This is a genomic window from Pseudoalteromonas sp. MMG013, from assembly GCF_018100885.1.
Lineage (GTDB): Bacteria > Pseudomonadota > Gammaproteobacteria > Enterobacterales > Alteromonadaceae > Pseudoalteromonas > Pseudoalteromonas aurantia.
Map to the genome: position 1 here is coordinate 14,752 of NZ_JAGJEE010000006.1, position 16,427 is coordinate 31,178.

The window sequence follows — 16,427 nt, forward strand, 5'->3', positions numbered from 1 at the left end:
CCTTACACATTTGATGGTTTTTTTGACAACGAGAAAAATACAAAATACTGGCATTCCTAGTAATTAAAATGGGTAAATATGATGCTCAATAGTATTTAATGTTTAAATAATTATTCTTTAAGGTTAAATTTTTATTGCAAAGTAAATTTCCTTACGGTAGCTTGTACCTAAAATAACCGTTCCTTATTTAGATAAATATATAGGAAGGGCAAGAAAAAGGACCACCTCCTGCACAGCGGATGCGCCATAACAATAATAATTTGCACGAAGGAAGTTCATAATGAGTAACAAGTTTAAAATCAGCGCAGTGGCATTATCACTAATAGCAGCCAGCAGTGTGTCAAGTCTAGCGTATGCAGAACAGACCTATATCGTCAAAATGAATACCGGGTTACAAACGCATAATCAGGATATATCAAGTCAGTCACAACACCGTATTAATGATGCTATTAGTAATAATGTTGTTGAAACGCTAGTCTCAACCGTTTCAGAACAAGTTGTTACTATGGTATTGAGTGAAGAGCAAGTTGCATTGATGACAGCCTCAGATCAATTTGTTTATATTGAAGAAGACTTTGAATACACGCCTTTCTCATCAACTCAAATAAGCCCATATGGTATTGGCCAAGTACAAGCAAATTTGGTATCTGACGCAAATGTTGATCAGGTGAAAGTATGTGTTATCGACTCAGGTTATGACTTAGGCCACCCTGATTTACCGCAAAATGCAACAGGCTTTGCGGATGCTGCGGTTGGCTTATGGTACAAAGATGGATCTGGACATGGCACCCATGTTGCTGGATCTATCGCTGCTATTAATAATAGTGTAGGTGTTGTTGGTGTGTTACCGAGTGACAAAGTGGGTATTCACGCGGTTCGAGTATTTGATGATGAAGGCAAACAGGGCCTTAACTCTCGAATTGGTCGCGCAGTAGATAATTGTGTAGAACACGGTGCGAATGTCATTAATATGAGTCTAGGTGGCGCATCAAAAAGCCAATACTTGGAAGAACGTCTAAATGCGGCCTATGATCAAGGTGTGTTGATTATTGCTGCAGCTGGTAACGGTGGTGATGCGACCTTAAGTTATCCAGCAAGTTATGATAGCGTTGTATCGGTGGCCAATATCGATAAAGACCGCAATAAAAACGATTCATCACAATTTAATGCACAAGTTGAAATTTCAGGTCCAGGTACGGATGTTTTATCTACAGTACCAAGGGGTACTGGTATCGTTGCGGGTGTCACAGTTCAAGGTGCTGGCGCATTCGAAGCGGCGGGTATGACGCATTCAGTTGAGGGTAAACTGAGCGCTGAATTGGCTGATTGTGGCCAAGCGCTTACGACCTGTACAGCGCCTGCAAAAATTTGCTTAATTGAACGAGGCGGGGCTACATTCGCGAAAAAAGCGCAAAACTGTGAAGCAGGTGGTGGTGTTGCAGCACTGGTATACAATAACGCCGCAGGATCTTTTGGTGGAACATTAGGCGATGCTAATCATGGTGTGACAATCCCCGTGCTAGCGTTGACGCAAGTAACAGGTAACAGTTTAAAAGCCCACCTTTCAAAACAAGTTACGGCTCAGCTAGAGAGTATTTCAGATTACGATGTTAAATCGGGTACTTCAATGGCAAGCCCACATGTCGCGGGTGTCGCAGCGCTTGTTTGGAGTAATCATAGTCAATGTACTAACGTTGAAATTAGAAACGCACTGAATGCCACGGCCATTGATTTAGGTGATGCAGGACGAGATCATTTATTTGGTTATGGTTTAGTGCAAGCGAAGGCCGCAGCAGATTATTTAACGCAAAATGGCTGTGCGGGAACCATTCAAAACCAAGTGCCAATTGCGCAGTTTAATAGCCAATGTACAGGTTTAAGTTGTTCATTTGATGCAAGTGGCAGCCGAGATACTGATGGCACAATATCACGCTTTGATTGGATTATTAATGGTCAAAATGTAGTAGGCAAGCAAGCCAGTCATACTTTCCCCCAAGCTGGCACTTACTCGGTTAAACTCACAGTGACAGATAATGAGGGCGCGACAGCCAACTTTAATAAAGCGGTGACCGTAACAGAGGGAAATGTGAGTGAAGGGTGTGATGGTATTACAGCTTGGTCAGCTAATAAAACATATACCAAGGCTGGCACACTGGTTTCATATAATGGTAAAAAATATAGCAACAACTGGTGGCACAGCAATAAGAACCCAGAGCAAAACTCTAATGTGGGTAATAATTGGAAAGTGTGGACAGATTTAGGTCTATGTAAATAAGCGATGATTTTTTAGTATCGACTTTATTGTTAATCAAAGCCTTTATGGTAGACCCATAAAGGCTTTTTTGATCACAATATGTATTTAGTGTTTAAAAACAGTGCCTTCTTTCATTACAAAGCGGACGTTTTCAAGCGTGCTGATATCGCGAAGTGGGTTATCATCTACAGCGATAATATCAGCAATAAAATCGGCTTTGATTTGCCCTACATTATTGAGCTTAAGCAAAGCAGCACTATGAATTGTTGACGACTGAATTGCTTGCAATGGGGTCATGCCAAATTTAACCATGCGTGAAAATTGTTTGGCATTGTCGCCATGAGGGTAAATTGCAGCATCTGAGCCAAACACCATTTTTACACCTGCGTTGACAGCTTTCGTAAAACTCTCGCGTTGTGCTTTTGAGACAAGTTTCTCTTTATTAATATTCTCTTGTGGAACACCATTGGCTTCACCAAATGCCAGTGTATATTCGGTGTTGTAAATGTCACAGGATAAATAAGTGCCATGTTTAAGTGCTAACTGAATGGCTTCTTTATCCATAAAGCTACAATGTTCTATACTGTCTATGCCGGCACGGATAGCGGCTTTGATACCACTGGTGCCATGAGCATGTGCTGCGATCACTAGACCTCTCAAATGTGCTTCGTCAGCCGCAGCTTTAAGTTCTTGTTCGCTAAACTGTTGTACGCCAACCTTAGTGCCTTTTGAAAATACTCCACCTGTTGCACAAATTTTTATTGTATTAGCGCCATATTTAATATTTTCTCGTACTTTCGCACGCACAGCCCAAGGGCCATCGGCAACGCCTGCGGAGAGAGATTTTTTTTCAGGGGCACTAAAATTATCATCACAGTGTCCCCCTGTAATTGAAATAGAATGCCCGGCGCTAAAAATACGTGGACCAGGGATCTCTTTCGCGTTGATCCCATCACGCGTAGCAATGACGCTATATCCTGACGCGCCCAAATTACGTACCGTTGTAAACCCGGCTAGTAATGTGGTTTTCGCATTTTTGACGGCTTTAACTGTTTGGCGTGGAATGGAGTAATTTCGAGATGCTAAAAAGTTATCGGCAGCATCTGACGTAAGATGAACATGCATATCCATCAAGCCCGGTAGCAAAATTTTATTTGGTAGGTTGATGGTCAGCGCACCTTTTGGTGGGCGCAGTTGTCCGTTTGTTGTGATGCGTACAATTTTGTCGTCTTTAATAAGTAATGTGGGGTTATTAATGAGTTGTCCAGTGTGTACATCGAGGTAAGCTTTTGCGGTTAATAAGGTTGTTTGAGCGTAAGCTGATGATGCGTAGGCGAGGGCACATGCAAGTATGGCGTATGTTGATTTCATAGTGTTTTTTCTTATCCGGTTGTCTACTTATTGACAGTATAGAGTAAGTCAAAATACCAAGCCAAAGGGTACACGTTAAATGCCCTGATTAATCGGATACTTGGGCTGGATATTTTGCCGCGCTTTTGGGGTATTGTTGTTTTATTCGTATTAACTCAGCCTGCACATCATCCGTTACCGTTATAGCAGGGAGTATCACAAATGTTTTTGAACGATAGTCAATGAGCATAGGTACAATGGGGACGTTGGCTGAATGTGCCATATAAATAAACCCCGTTTTCCATTGTTGGGTATATTTACGAGTCCCTTCAGGGGCTAAGCCTAAGATTAATGCATCTTGTTCATGAAAAATGCGGGTAGCTTGATTAACGATACCATTGGTCGTTCTTCTATCAACAGGGATCCCACCCATTTTTTTTAGAATATAGGCAAATGGTCCAACAAAAATACTGTGTTTTCCAAGGAATTTCACTTGGAGTCCGAGTTTAAATTTAACTGCAATGGCTATGACAAAATCCCAGTTAGACGTATGGGGCGCAACCGCGGCAATAAATTTTGCTGACTGTGGAAACTCCCCTGTCACTTGCCAGCCAAAAGCTTTTAATGTGAGCGAACCAATTAACTGCCCAAAACGGTTATTTGTACGAGGGACTTCTTTCGGGATTTGATGTTGTCTAAGTGGGTGCTGCATATTGCAACCTTCTTTTCTTTGCACTGTAGCATAATATCAAACCTTATTAATTGGGTTTTTTCATACCAATGATAATGTTGGTAATATCAAGTAAATAGACATCTTCAACTAACCCAATGACATCATTCCAACGAGGGTTGAACTCATTATTTTCCCAACGGCGCAAAGTGCGTTCTTCAATGCCGTAGTTTGCGGCAGACTCGGCTTGGGTATAGCCTCGACTTTTACGAGCAAACTTAAGGATATCTGATCCGCGAGGTGTACGATTAATTCTTGCTGGTGCACTTTTTTGCATAATTTATATTCTCCTTCATTTATTACGCATTAATGTATTTATAGTATGAAAGTTGCTATAAATAGGTGTATAATGCAGCATTAAATACGCATCTAGTTGTTACTCTCTTTATGTAAACATCAGTTGGTTGCGTATTTTTTTAAATTATAGTTTTAAAAATTACGCATTACAAATGTTATTTTTAATTTTTTGAGCCTTGTTTTTTTCTTATAGGCGCATAAATTCATTTTTTGTTATTTGATTTTTTAGAAGGCCTAACTTACATGACTGAAAATTATAATGAAAATAGTTGTGGTGATGAGCATCAGCATGCGTCATTTGCCACGCGTGTCGAGCAAGCAATCAAACCTGATAGTATACGCACGTTTGCGTCAAAAATAGGTGTTTCGGAAGGTACTTTGCGTAGAATTTTAAAGGGCGAAGACCCTAAGTTAAGTATTACTGAACGTATTGCGCGAGAATCAAACACAGACTTCCTATGGTTAGTAAAAGGAGAAGGCGAGCAAAGTCAAGATAGTTTGGTTTCTCCATTATTAAGTCAAAGTGTCGTGAATGTTGATGAGTTCCAAGAAAAGTTTGTACTGGTTCCGGGTTATCATATTTCAGTCAGTACTGGATATGGTGCATTTAACGATGCAGCGTTAGTTGAGCGACACTTAGCTTTTCGTAAGAAGTGGATTGATTATAAAAACCTAGATAAGAGTCAATTAGCCGTTGTGTTTGCAAAAGGTGATTCTATGGAGCCGACCATACATAACAACAACACAATTTTGGTTGATCTATCAGACAAGAAACTCAGTGAAGGGCTTATTTATGTGGTGCGCTTAGGTGAAGAGCTTTATGCGAAACGTTTGCAGCAATATATTGATGGCTCTGTACGCCTTATTAGTGATAACAAAGAGTATGTGGAGCAACATGTGCAAGCGCATGAACTCGATCAGCTAGAGATCATTGGCAAGGTGGTTTGGATTGGGAAGGATTTAGCGTAGCGTGAGCAGCCGTAGGCGAATATATATCTTATTCAAAAGTGTATTATGAAGGAGAAAATGGCATGGACGATTTTTATTGTGAACAAGTACTGAGTAATAAAGTATCCGTTGATATTGTCATGGAAACGAGCGATGTGCTGGCGTTCCACCATACTCGGGCATTTTGGCCTGTACATATCGTGGTTATACCCAAAGCTCATGTGCCATCTTTAACCGATTTAGGTGAGCACGACGTATCGATTGTTCACAAAATTATGGCTGTGGTAACGCAAGTCGCTCAGCAAGTTGAGGCGCAGCACGGTGCATGTCGAGTATTAACGAATTTAGGTAACTACCAAGATTCAAAGCATTTACATTTTCATGTTAATTATGGTGAACCCATTACGACACGTTGATGTCAACGACTTCAACCGCGCAGTTCCTGCCTTGTTTTTTTGCTTGATATAGCCCGATATCGAGTGCGCTATAAATTGAAGCAAATTTGGTATGCTCAAGTCCGTTAGTTGCATAGTAAGCGAAACTAGCAGTGACTGTAATGGAAGTATGATCGGCTAATGTTACAGGTTGACTACTTAGCGTCTGCCTTGCACTTTCAACGATATTCAAAATGTTTGTTTTTTTAATGTGTGGAATAAAGACAACGAACTCCTCTCCACCTATCCTAGAAATAAAGTGAGGTTGTGTGATGGCCTTTTTTATAGTGTGACAACACTGAATTAAAGTTTGGTCACCTGCTGGATGTCCATATGTGTCATTAATTTTTTTGAAGTGGTCTAAATCGAGTAGTATTAGTGCGTGAGCGTATTCTGACTCGATAGGTGCAGCATATTTAGACAGTGCTTTATACATGGCTGCACGGTTGAATGCGCCAGTTAAAGTATCATGTTCTGCTAAATAGCGCTGTTTATTACGTGAACGCCAGACAAATATGACAATTAAAGTAATACAAGCTATCGTCAGCCAGAGCCGATACTGATTGTATTGCAACTGCTGTATTTTATGTGTTTGTTGTAGGTTTTTTTGTTCAAGGCGAATCGTTTTCAATTCAGCTTTTGACATTTTTAGTTCTGCTTGAACGGCAATTAACGCTTGCTGATTTTGGCTTTTAGCATGTGTTTTCTCCAAAGCAATGTATTTCTCTTGAAATAAGTAAGCTTGCTCGAACTGGTTCAGTTTGGCATGAATTTGTATGATCACCCCAAGGGCACTCAATTGATGTGTAATGTCATTCCCTTTTTTAATTAACTGTAGTGACCATGTCGCGGCTTTTAATGCCCAGTCATACTGTTGCAATTGTAGATGTGTTTTGGCGAGTGTTAAGTGGGTATCAAATAGCAATGTAGCGTGCTGTTCTGCATCAAGTATATTCAATGTGTCGATTAGCAAGGTTAATGCTTGGCTTGGTTCTTCGTACGCTAAGTGTAATTTTGCTAATTGGATATTACTATTGGCTACGCCATAATTATTGTTTAGCTTCGTAAATGTGCGTTGAGCGCTGAGTAGTAGAGATGAGGCTTGCTCAAAAGCTAAGTTTTTCCGATACGCAATACCAAGATTTAATTGGGTGAGTGCTATTTTTTGTTGGTTATTCGCTAATGTGCGTAACTCTAATGCATTTTTAAAGTGCGTGATTGCATTATCATATTGCCCCATATCCATTAGAGTTAACCCTATATTATTAAAGGTGACCGCTTGCCTTGAAGGGTTAGGGCGAGTGCCTAAGATTTTTTTGTACAAGGTTAACGCTTTATTGTGATACCCATGCTGATTCGCAACAATCGCAGATAAGTTCCAACGATACTTTGGATCTATTATCGGTTTATCTATCGCTTCCGCTAAGGCATTCATTTTATCAAGATGTCGCGTAATACTATGATAGTTGCCTTTTTTAATGTGATCCCAAACGATGTGTTGCAATACCAGTGATGCCAACTCTTGGTGCGTTTTTTCATTGATGAGGTTTTGCACTTCCTTGAACTTACTCTCACTGAGTTGGTGTTTATTCTGCATTGATGCTTGTATTGCGTGTAATAAGCGTTGCTCTACCTCAGTAAGTGGGGAGTGTGGCTCAAGGTGAATTAATAGCGGCTTTGATAATTGCTCGGCGAGCTTTACAGCAACCGTTGTTAAGTATATTCGCTCTAACCCTGGTTGCATTGTACGGTGTTGTTGCACGAGTGTTTCAAGAGTGTCTTGTGGCGATTGGCTGAGAGTTTGTTCGTATTGACTGAACCAGTTAGGGATAGATGCTTGCGTGCTCAGAGGTAATAAGCTGATAACAATACATAGGAAAAAGAATAAAACTTTCATAAATAGCAGCACAAGTTAGTTGAATACGTTTAAGCGCTTCCGTGTGCCAGCAAGCGTGCCATTCTAGCATAAATACAAAAATAAAATATGCTGCGCCAATTAAAAATACAACCGTTGGGTTTGAATAGTCATTGCTGCTTATCAATGAAGTTGCTACCTTGATGGTTCTTACAACAACTATAATTACGATAATGAAATTATTCACTTCAAGCTTACTTTTAATACTTGCAAGTCACGTTAACGCACATGATATTGATTTATCTAAATCAGTGTTAAAGCAATTGCCTGACTTAGAATCGTTATATTTGCACTTACATCAACACCCTGAACTTTCATATAAAGAGCAGAAAACAGGACAACGTTTAGCAAAAGAGTTAACTGCTTTGGGTTTCACCGTGACCGAGGGCGTCGGCGGATTTGGTGTTGTTGGCATGCTAGAGAATGGCATTGGTCCTACTATTATGATCCGTTCAGATACTGATGGTTTACCAATCATAGAGCAAACAGGCAAACCTTACGCCTCAAAGGTAAAAACACTTGATGCTAATAATAATGAAGTGGGCGTAATGCACGGGTGTGGTCATGATATCCACATGACTAGCTTTATAGGTACAGCGCAACAGTTAGTGATGCATAAGGCGCAGTGGCAAGGTACTTTAATGATGGTTGCTCAACCAGCTGAGGAAGTGGGGGGAGGGGCCAAGGCAATGCTCAAAGAGGGGCTGTTTAGTCGCTTTGCACAGCCAGATCATGTGCTTGGTTTACATGTCAGCGCATCACTCCCAGCTGGTAAAGTCGCAATAGCCCCCGGTTACGCGCTGGCCAATGTAGATTCGGTCGATATCACAGTCAAAGGTAAAGGCGGGCATGGGGCGTATCCTCATACGACAATAGACCCAGTGGTCATTGCGTCAAGGATTGTACTTGCATTACAAACTATAGCCAGTAGAGAAATTTCCCCGCTGGAACCTTCTGTGATCACGGTTGGCTCCATACATGGCGGTTCAAAGCACAATATCATCTCAAACGAAGTCACATTACAGTTGACGCTACGCTCGTATAATCCAAAAGTGAGAGCACAACAAATTGCTGCAATAAAACGATTAACACAGGGGATAGCGTTAAGCGCAGGGTTACCAAAGGCATTAGCCCCCGAGGTATATGTGCATAAAGATGAAACTATTCCATCGACTTACAACAATCCAGAATTAGCCAATGTGATGACGGCTAGTATAAAAGCGGAGCTGGGTGAGGAGAATGTGGTGAAAGCTGAACCGGTTATGGCGGGTGAAGACTTTGGGATGTATGGCCGTACCGATGAGAACTTACCAATCACTATCTTTTGGCTAGGCGGTGTTGAGCCTCAATCTTACGCAACAAGCGTTAAAAATGGTGACACCTTACCTTCTTTGCACTCAAGTCAATTTGCACCAGATTACCCATTGACCATTAAAACGGGTGTGCGGGCAATGACAGCCAGTGCTCTGGATTTATTTAATCAATCTACAAGTAAATAATAAAACGCTAGGGGCTGTTGAACTTTGCTGTTCTATTTTTGTTCTCTTTGAGCGTGCTTTTATCGCGGCGCTTAATGTGTGGCTTAGTGATCTAAGCGAATATTAAGCAACAAAGGGAAAAGGGCGCTCAAAAGAACCAGTAGGCAGCGCTTGATTGGCTTTTCTACTATGTTATCGGCTGACTCACATGGAATAACCATGCTATGTAGCCTCTGCCTGGTATAAAATCCAATCAAACTGCTGCAAAAATGAACCTGAAAGATCAACAGCCCCTAAAGTACTCTTATAAATACCCAGTATACTTATTAGAGTACTTAACCTCAGCTCTGGATAAGCGAATTTGCCCAATAAAGCTATTTTTCTCACTCTCGGCGTTGCTTTCATTTGTAATAGCCCGCTATTACTGCACAAAGGCGCCTTGAGATTGAACAAAATATCATTAGTGGATTGTACGTAAGTTTGTTTATACAACATTTTCTATTCCAAAACCCTTATCCAAACCTGAGGTTACTTGGGGCATTTACTAGAAAGGTGTAGGAGCTTCAAATGTCATTAACTGTTCGGTAAGAGGGTGGCAAATCTGTAGCATTTCAGCATGTAATTGCAACCGCTCAGCACCGGCCAGCGCGTCACCTTTTGCATAAAGTCGATCACCAAGTATTACATTGCCAAGTGACAACATGTGTACCCGCAATTGATGAGAACGACCCGTAATGGGGGTTAGTTTGACACGGGTTACGTTATGCTCATTTTTGAGGACTTCATAATGGGTTAGAGATGGTTTGCCTTTGTCATGACATACCATTTGTTTTGGTCTATTCGGCCAATCACATATCAAGGGCAAATCAACAGAGCCGGTGGCGTGTTTCATTGCACCATGCACGCGTGCAATATAATGTTTGTTTGTGAGCCTATCTTGAAATTGAATACTGAGAAAGCGGTGGGCTTCTTTACTCATTGCTAAACACAAGACGCCAGATGTCGCCATATCTAAACGATGAACAATTCGTGCCGTCGGAAAAACGGTGTTTACGCGAGTAATAGCACAGTCGGCATGTTTAGGATCTTTACCAGGTACTGTTAATAAACCACTAGGCTTATTAATGACGAGCATGTGATCATCTTGATATAGAATTTCTAAATATGGGTCCAGTGGTGGCGCATAGTTCAAAAGCACAGTTTATTACCCCAGATAAAATTAAGCGCGCCATTTTAGCGACCTTTTAGGGGATTACATAGTGTTTAATGCATCGATAGTTCATTAAAGTTGAATAAGGGGGTTCTTTTAGTCACCAACGAGGTTAGAGCTTGCCACCCTTATGCGCAATGTTGTAGCAATGACGAGGGTTACCTTTTAAATAATCCGCCCGTATGTCTTCAGAGGTGAGTACTTTGTGGTGTAGTGAGATTTCTCCAATAGCACCTTGGAATAACCCTGATAAGTATGATGAACGGCTACCAATACGTAACGGCATATCATTGGCTAGTGAGCCCTGACGGTCGGTAGGGTTGTGACTATCAATATAACTGCCGTTGCGGTAAAAGCGGATCCCTTGAGCAGCATCTCTGTCGATTGAAACCGCAATATGTTGCCATTCATTAGTCGCAACGAATGCACTTGAGTCGTAAAAGGTGCAGGATGAATTGGGCTTTTGACAATACCATGTGCCTCCACCGTCGGCCAATTGTAGCGCTAGGTATCCATCATCAATATAAAATGCGTAGCCATGAACATTATCGATTTGATTCTCAAAACGTTTATCTATTATCAGGTGTTGACCAAGTGAGCGCGTTCTGACCCATGTTGAGATAGAGAAATCCCCTTCGGAAACGTCTAAAATATCTTGGTCAGGTAATTCCACATAATCATCGTATCCATCTAAACAAAACGCTAAGTTATCAGTGGGGGTAGCCAGATGAATACTACTATCCGTAATTTTCGAAATATATGACGTGGATATTGCCGTGTTGCTACTATCTTTCCAGTATAGTGCGAGCATGAACATCATTAGTAGCAATAGTAAAAATGAAATTTTTTGTGTTTTTACTAAATTAAACCTTTGATAAATTGGCTTTTTTTTGTATTTTAGAGGTGAGTCTATAAAGTAACCTTGACCTCGCCTATTTTTTATATAGTCATACTGCTGTGGGTGATCTAATTGCTTTCTCAAAATACTTATTCGTTGCTTGACGTTTTCATCGCCAGTGACAACATCACCCCAAACAAGTGTAAGTAGTCGATTTGTTGGAATAGGGTTTGGTGAATTATTGATCAAACAAATCAGTAGCTTATAAGATAGTTCAGAAAGATTTAGATCATATTTATCACGGTACACTTTACGCGTTTCAAAACAAATAAATAAATCAGATATCCAGACACCTCGATATATTTGATCTATTACATTTACTGGGGCTAGTTGTTTGGCGCGATCATTCATGTACTTTTACGTGTATTTTTTTTTAATATAGCAATGTTACCTATTTTTTTAGCAAATTTACCAGAGTATCTAGGTTATTTTCCTTTTTTACTTTAACTTTTACCATCTTTTACTCGCTGATTACGCTGTTTTATGTAAAAGTTAATATTCTGCCCATTAACAACATACCGTACCTTGTTGATGGGTTATTGAAAAATATACAACTTAATGGAAGAGGCTACCGACATTTTGGTAGCGGGTAAAAGATTTAGCGTTATGCTTACAAATGGATGAGGAGGCAGTGCCGAACACGTTACTTAGGTGTTATGGCACAAATAAATAATATGGAAACTTATGACGTTTTAGTACCTAAATTCGGTTTAAATTTGGACAGAAGTAGCGTTTTTGAAAGTATCAAACACGAAAAGTTAAAAGCCTCACCACGCTTACAAAGTGCGTTATTGCAGTTAAATAAGTATTCAATTAACATCAATCATCAACTATTTTTCTTACGCTACTTTCAATCAGAGTTAGACGTTGCTGAATATCATCATGATTTTCATAAAGCGTTAGCACTGCATGCGATTGGTGTGCCTTCACAACAGCTTGATATTAAAAACCAATGGTCTCAAGTACAGCAAAATTATCGTGCAATAGAGTGGGCGAAGCGAAAGGGGAAATCTCATTCAGGGTGGGAGCATGGAATAATTCGCCATTTAGAATGGCTTTTGCACCGGGGTGATAAATTTGCCGTTGAAAATGCGAGTTCATGGCCCGTTACTGAACGAGAGCATGACTGTAATATTGACCCTAATTGGCTAGATGATTGGTTTGACTATGTCAATAAATCACAGGGTATAGAACGTACGCTCATATCCTACGAACAATTATGCATGATCCGAAACCCCGCAGGTGGCTGTACATTATTGGAAAACGTATTTTTGGAAGCAAGGCTGAGCGATTTGCGAGCAGAAAAAAGTTACTGGCTGAGCCCAAAATTTTACTATCTAAATGGATGCCACAGTACAACAGAAGGTGGTTTTAGTGATCTTGGAAACTTGATTTCACGATGGGAAGTAAAATTTGAATGGTTAGCGGATAAGCAACGATACATTCATCATGCTTTACAGGCCTTTAATGATGACTTTGATGCCATACTGCAATCTAAAGCAATGCCTGCCGGCTGGCACGAATTGAAAGCGATATTATTGTCTACTCCGATTATCTCCATGGAAGTAGCCCATACTTATCTTGAAGCATCAAGTTTTATGTTTGAATACGGGTTATTGCAGGTTAAGCATGTTTCGTCGTTAGATGATATGACCGTGTTTGAGTGTACGGCTGTTTTCAAGTTATGGGAGCGTTGGGACAATATTATGAAATTTTAAATCATGACAGCGCAGCAATTAACAAAGTGCAAAAAGCCACGTCATTAAGGGCGTGGCTTTTGATTAATAGTGGTTTTACATTATGAATGCGTTTTAATGAGACACAACGATTAAGCGTATAGCGTCAAGTTTTAATTGTGCTTTTTCTATGTAAACGCCAAGTTCGGTTCTTTGCTTTTCAAAGACTTGAACTTCTTCATCGCGGATATTAGGGTTAATCGCTTTTAATGCCGCTAAACGAGATTGCTCTTCACTCATAGTTGCGTGCATTTTTGTTATTGCATCTCCCCTCAGAGTATCTAACTGAACATTTGCTAATTCAGTCGCTTGCGTAATGAGTGGGTGAATGGCACTTTGCAATGCATTAGCCAGTTTACTTGCTGTTTGACGACCAACAGCAGATAATTGACTATTAAAAGCATCGAACGCAACATTTTCAGCCAGGTTGTTACCTGCTTTATCGAGTAATACACGCACTGGTGTTGGCGGTAAAAAGCGACCAACCTGTAGCACTTTAGGTGCTGATGCTTCGGCAATATAGATAAGCTCAACGAAAAAAGTCCCAGCTGGTAATTTCTTATTTTTCAGCAAGGCGACAGATGCACAACCAAAGTCATCATCACAGATCATATCCATGGCACCCTGTACCATTGGGTGATCCCAGCTGATAAAGTGTGCATCCTCTTGCGACAAAGAAGTATCTCGATCAAATGTGACGGTAATACCATCCTCTTTTAAACATGGGAAAGAGGGGTTGAGCATATGTTCAGTCGGCTTAAGAATGATGGTATTTTCACCTTTATCTTCTTGGTTTACACCAAAGGTGTCGAATACGTTGATCATGTACCCTGGTAAGATCACGCCATTATCCAGTTTCTCAATTTCAGCAACCAAAGAGTCAGCGCGGCCCTGACCGCTGGAGTGAAGTTCAAGCAGTCGGTCACGACCTTGCTCCATTTGAGCACGTAATACTTGGTTTTGTTTGGCGGCTTGTTCAAGAAGTGGATCAAGCTCCTCTTCATCACAGTTATGCCCACCAATAAATTCAAGTAAGTCTTCGCTAAACTCTTTATAGAGCATTTGCCCTGTCGTACTGGTAGTTTCAAACGCATCTAACCCTTCGTTATACCAGCGGAGTAAGACTTCTTGTGCTGTATTTTCAAAGTAAGGTACGTGGATATTCACATCGTACTTTTGGCCAATACGATCTAATCGTCCAATACGTTGTTCGAGTAAGTCAGGGTTGAGGGGTAAATCAAACAACACCAAATGATGTGAAAACTGGAAATTACGACCCTCGGAGCCTATTTCAGAACACAACAATATTTGCGCTGAGTCGTATTCATCAGCGAAAAACGCCGCAGCACGGTCACGTTCAACAATAGACATGCCCTCATGGAACACCGCAGCTTTAATGGCTTCTCGTTCACGTAGGGTTTGTTCAAGACTGATTGCAGTTTGTGCTTCAGCACAGATCAACAAAACTTTTTCATGTTTAAGTGACTTTAGAGTGTCAATTAACCAGTCGACGCGCGGGTCAAATGCGGCCCAGCCACTCCCTTCACCTTCGAATTCCTGAAAAATCTTTTCTGGGAACAAAGCCCTTAAAGCGGATTTTTCAGCACTTTGGATACCACCCATATTTCCAAGGACCGACATCGCTGTTTTGTATTGCTTCGGAATTTCAACAGGGTAACTGTGTAACTTTCGACCCGGATATCCATCAATACCGCTGCGACTGTTACGGAATAAAATTCGCCCTGTGCCGTGACGATCTAACAACATTGATAGAACTTCTTGCTTAGCTTGCTCATCACCAGATTGTGCGTTGACCAATAGCGTACTGATATCGGTTTCTTGTAGCAAGTTAACAAGGGTTGCTTCTGCTTGGTCGTCTAGCGCCCCATCTTGTAACAGTTGATTGGCCGCCTCTGCCACTTCTTTGTATTGGCTTTCTTCCGCAACGAATGCGTCGTAATCGTAGAATCTATCAGGGTCTAACAACTGTAATCGAGCAAAGTGGCTTCGGTGACCTAATTGGTCAGGCGTTGCCGTGAGTAGGATCAGGCCTGGAATATCTTGGGCAAGTTCAGCCATACGAGCATATTCAGTACTGGGCTTATTATTCTCGATTGTTAAATGATGTGCTTCATCAATGACGAGTAAATCCCAATCGGCTAAGGTTGCTTGTTCAAACCAGCGACGTTTTTTTGCAATGAACTCCAGACTCACCAGTACGAGCTGCTCGGTTTCGAATACGTTTGGAGAATCAGCAAAGGCTTCATCGCATCGCTCTTCATCAAAAATTGAGAAGCGTAAATTAAAGCGACGAAGCATTTCTACTAACCATTGGTGTTGTAAATTTTCAGGCACAACAATTAAGACGCGATTTGCACGCCCGGTCAGGAGTTGCTGATGTAAAATCATACCTGCTTCGATGGTTTTACCTAAACCAACTTCGTCAGAGAGTAATACGCGGGGAGCAAAGCGTTTGCCCACTTCATCTGCAATGTAAAGTTGGTGTGGGATCAAGCTGGCTCGTTGGCCTACAACGCCTTTTAAATGTGACTGTTGGCGTGCAAACTGATGTTGCCACGTTTGGTATCGTAACGTGTAGCGGTCAAATCGGTCGACCTGGCCTGCAAATAAACGGTCTTGTGGTTTATTAAATTTAATAAAGTGATCAAGAAACGTTTCTTTTAAAGTCGTTTTTTCTTCGGTATCAAGACGAATACCGTGGTAACACAATAATTCACCAACAGGTTCAATTGTTTCGACTTGTAGCTCCCACTCATCGGCACTGCGAATAATATCACCTGGATTGAATACCACACGCGTTACAGGCGCTTCTTGCATTGAGTAAACGCGGTTTTCTCCACTGGCGGGGAATAATATTGTCACTTGGCGGCCTTCTAATGCCACGATGGTACCTAAGCCTAAATCTGACTCAGTGTCACTTATCCAGCGCTGACCTAAGGAAAAATTCATGTTCGTCTCGTTTAACCCGAAAAAAGGCGGCTATGTTACCCGTTCATTTAAGCTTGTTCAATCTTGTTTATTCATTGCGAATGTGCCTATCTCTATTCTTTTTACAGTTCTTCTAAATTATTGAGATCTATTTGTAATAAGAACATAAATTCACTTTCGGTTTGTCATAAAACGGACTTTTATGACAAATAGACTAAACTTGGGTTA

The 16,427-nt window shown here is 41.0% G+C and carries 12 protein-coding genes; 5 read left to right on the top strand and 7 right to left on the bottom strand.

The annotated features are described in order from the left end of the window. The first annotated feature begins 280 nt into the window (after positions 1-280). Positions 281-2,275 carry a S8 family serine peptidase gene (locus tag J8L98_RS07975; RefSeq protein ID WP_210996006.1) on the top strand — a complete coding sequence of 665 codons (1,995 nt, stop codon included), beginning with the start codon at positions 281-283 and terminating at the stop codon, positions 2,273-2,275. Between the two features lie 84 nt (positions 2,276-2,359). Here the strand turns inward: J8L98_RS07975 and J8L98_RS07980 are convergent, their stop codons facing one another. The 3 genes from J8L98_RS07980 to J8L98_RS07990 form a co-directional block, all read right to left on the bottom strand. Then, entirely contained in the window at positions 2,360-3,625 is a 1,266-nt protein-coding gene (locus J8L98_RS07980; RefSeq protein ID WP_210996007.1) for an amidohydrolase family protein, read from the bottom strand. Positions 3,626-3,713: 88 nt separating this feature from the next. After that, positions 3,714-4,316, bottom strand: a complete 603-nt coding sequence (locus J8L98_RS07985; RefSeq protein WP_210996008.1) for a 1-acyl-sn-glycerol-3-phosphate acyltransferase — start codon at positions 4,314-4,316, stop codon at positions 3,714-3,716. A gap of 46 nt (positions 4,317-4,362) precedes the next feature. Further along, complete coding sequence (locus tag J8L98_RS07990) at positions 4,363-4,611, bottom strand: helix-turn-helix transcriptional regulator (RefSeq protein WP_192506610.1); 249 nt, start codon at positions 4,609-4,611, stop codon at positions 4,363-4,365. Positions 4,612-4,874: 263 nt separating this feature from the next. Here J8L98_RS07990 and J8L98_RS07995 point away from each other — a divergent pair, with 263 nt between their 5' ends. Together J8L98_RS07995 and J8L98_RS08000 are read left to right on the top strand one after the other, a co-directional pair. Next, positions 4,875-5,600, top strand: a complete 726-nt coding sequence (locus J8L98_RS07995) for a S24 family peptidase (protein ID WP_210996009.1) — start codon at positions 4,875-4,877, stop codon at positions 5,598-5,600. Between the two features lie 62 nt (positions 5,601-5,662). Further along, positions 5,663-5,995 carry an HIT domain-containing protein gene (locus J8L98_RS08000; RefSeq protein WP_192506612.1) on the top strand — a complete coding sequence of 111 codons (333 nt, stop codon included), beginning with the start codon at positions 5,663-5,665 and terminating at the stop codon, positions 5,993-5,995. On the opposite strand, the gene J8L98_RS08005 is transcribed toward J8L98_RS08000, so the two are convergent. After that, a complete protein-coding gene (locus tag J8L98_RS08005) occupies positions 5,982-7,910 on the bottom strand; it encodes a GGDEF domain-containing protein (protein ID WP_210996010.1) in 1,929 nt (642 codons plus the stop codon). The genes J8L98_RS08000 and J8L98_RS08005 overlap by 14 nt on opposite strands. 191 nt (positions 7,911-8,101) lie before the next feature. Between J8L98_RS08005 and J8L98_RS08010 the strand changes: the two genes are divergently transcribed. Then, positions 8,102-9,427, top strand: coding sequence for an amidohydrolase (locus J8L98_RS08010; protein ID WP_210996011.1), 1,326 nt, complete (start codon positions 8,102-8,104; stop codon positions 9,425-9,427). A gap of 523 nt (positions 9,428-9,950) precedes the next feature. Here J8L98_RS08010 and rluA read toward each other — a convergent pair. Both rluA and J8L98_RS08020 read right to left on the bottom strand, forming a co-directional pair. Further along, entirely contained in the window at positions 9,951-10,604 is a 654-nt protein-coding gene (gene rluA, locus J8L98_RS08015) for a bifunctional tRNA pseudouridine(32) synthase/23S rRNA pseudouridine(746) synthase RluA (RefSeq protein ID WP_210996012.1), read from the bottom strand. A 124-nt stretch (positions 10,605-10,728) separates the two neighbouring features. Next, entirely contained in the window at positions 10,729-11,865 is a 1,137-nt protein-coding gene (locus J8L98_RS08020; RefSeq protein ID WP_210996013.1) for a LamG-like jellyroll fold domain-containing protein, read from the bottom strand. Between the two features lie 305 nt (positions 11,866-12,170). On the opposite strand from J8L98_RS08020, the gene J8L98_RS08025 reads away from it, so the two are divergent. Further along, complete coding sequence (locus J8L98_RS08025) at positions 12,171-13,232, top strand: hypothetical protein (RefSeq protein WP_210996014.1); 1,062 nt, start codon at positions 12,171-12,173, stop codon at positions 13,230-13,232. Positions 13,233-13,325: 93 nt separating this feature from the next. Here J8L98_RS08025 and rapA read toward each other — a convergent pair whose 3' ends face one another. Next, positions 13,326-16,220 (bottom strand): RNA polymerase-associated protein RapA, encoded by a 2,895-nt coding sequence (gene rapA, locus J8L98_RS08030; protein WP_210996015.1) that lies wholly within the window; start codon positions 16,218-16,220, stop codon positions 13,326-13,328. Positions 16,221-16,427 lie beyond the last annotated feature (207 nt).

Excerpts from the sequence above, each read along its gene's own strand:
- J8L98_RS07975 (WP_210996006.1), top strand. The coding sequence starts at position 281 with ATGAGTAACAAGTTTAAAATCAGCGCAGTGGCATTATCACTAATAGCA.
- J8L98_RS07990 (WP_192506610.1), bottom strand. The coding sequence starts at position 4,611 with ATGCAAAAAAGTGCACCAGCAAGAATTAATCGTACACCTCGCGGATCA.
- J8L98_RS07980 (WP_210996007.1), bottom strand. The coding sequence starts at position 3,625 with ATGAAATCAACATACGCCATACTTGCATGTGCCCTCGCCTACGCATCA.
- J8L98_RS08000 (WP_192506612.1), top strand. The coding sequence starts at position 5,663 with ATGGACGATTTTTATTGTGAACAAGTACTGAGTAATAAAGTATCCGTT.
- J8L98_RS08010 (WP_210996011.1), top strand. The coding sequence starts at position 8,102 with ATGAAATTATTCACTTCAAGCTTACTTTTAATACTTGCAAGTCACGTT.
- J8L98_RS07995 (WP_210996009.1), top strand. The coding sequence starts at position 4,875 with ATGACTGAAAATTATAATGAAAATAGTTGTGGTGATGAGCATCAGCAT.
- J8L98_RS07985 (WP_210996008.1), bottom strand. The coding sequence starts at position 4,316 with ATGCAGCACCCACTTAGACAACATCAAATCCCGAAAGAAGTCCCTCGT.
- rapA (WP_210996015.1), bottom strand. The coding sequence starts at position 16,220 with ATGAATTTTTCCTTAGGTCAGCGCTGGATAAGTGACACTGAGTCAGAT.
- J8L98_RS08020 (WP_210996013.1), bottom strand. The coding sequence starts at position 11,865 with ATGAATGATCGCGCCAAACAACTAGCCCCAGTAAATGTAATAGATCAA.
- J8L98_RS08005 (WP_210996010.1), bottom strand. The coding sequence starts at position 7,910 with ATGAAAGTTTTATTCTTTTTCCTATGTATTGTTATCAGCTTATTACCT.
- J8L98_RS08025 (WP_210996014.1), top strand. The coding sequence starts at position 12,171 with ATGGCACAAATAAATAATATGGAAACTTATGACGTTTTAGTACCTAAA.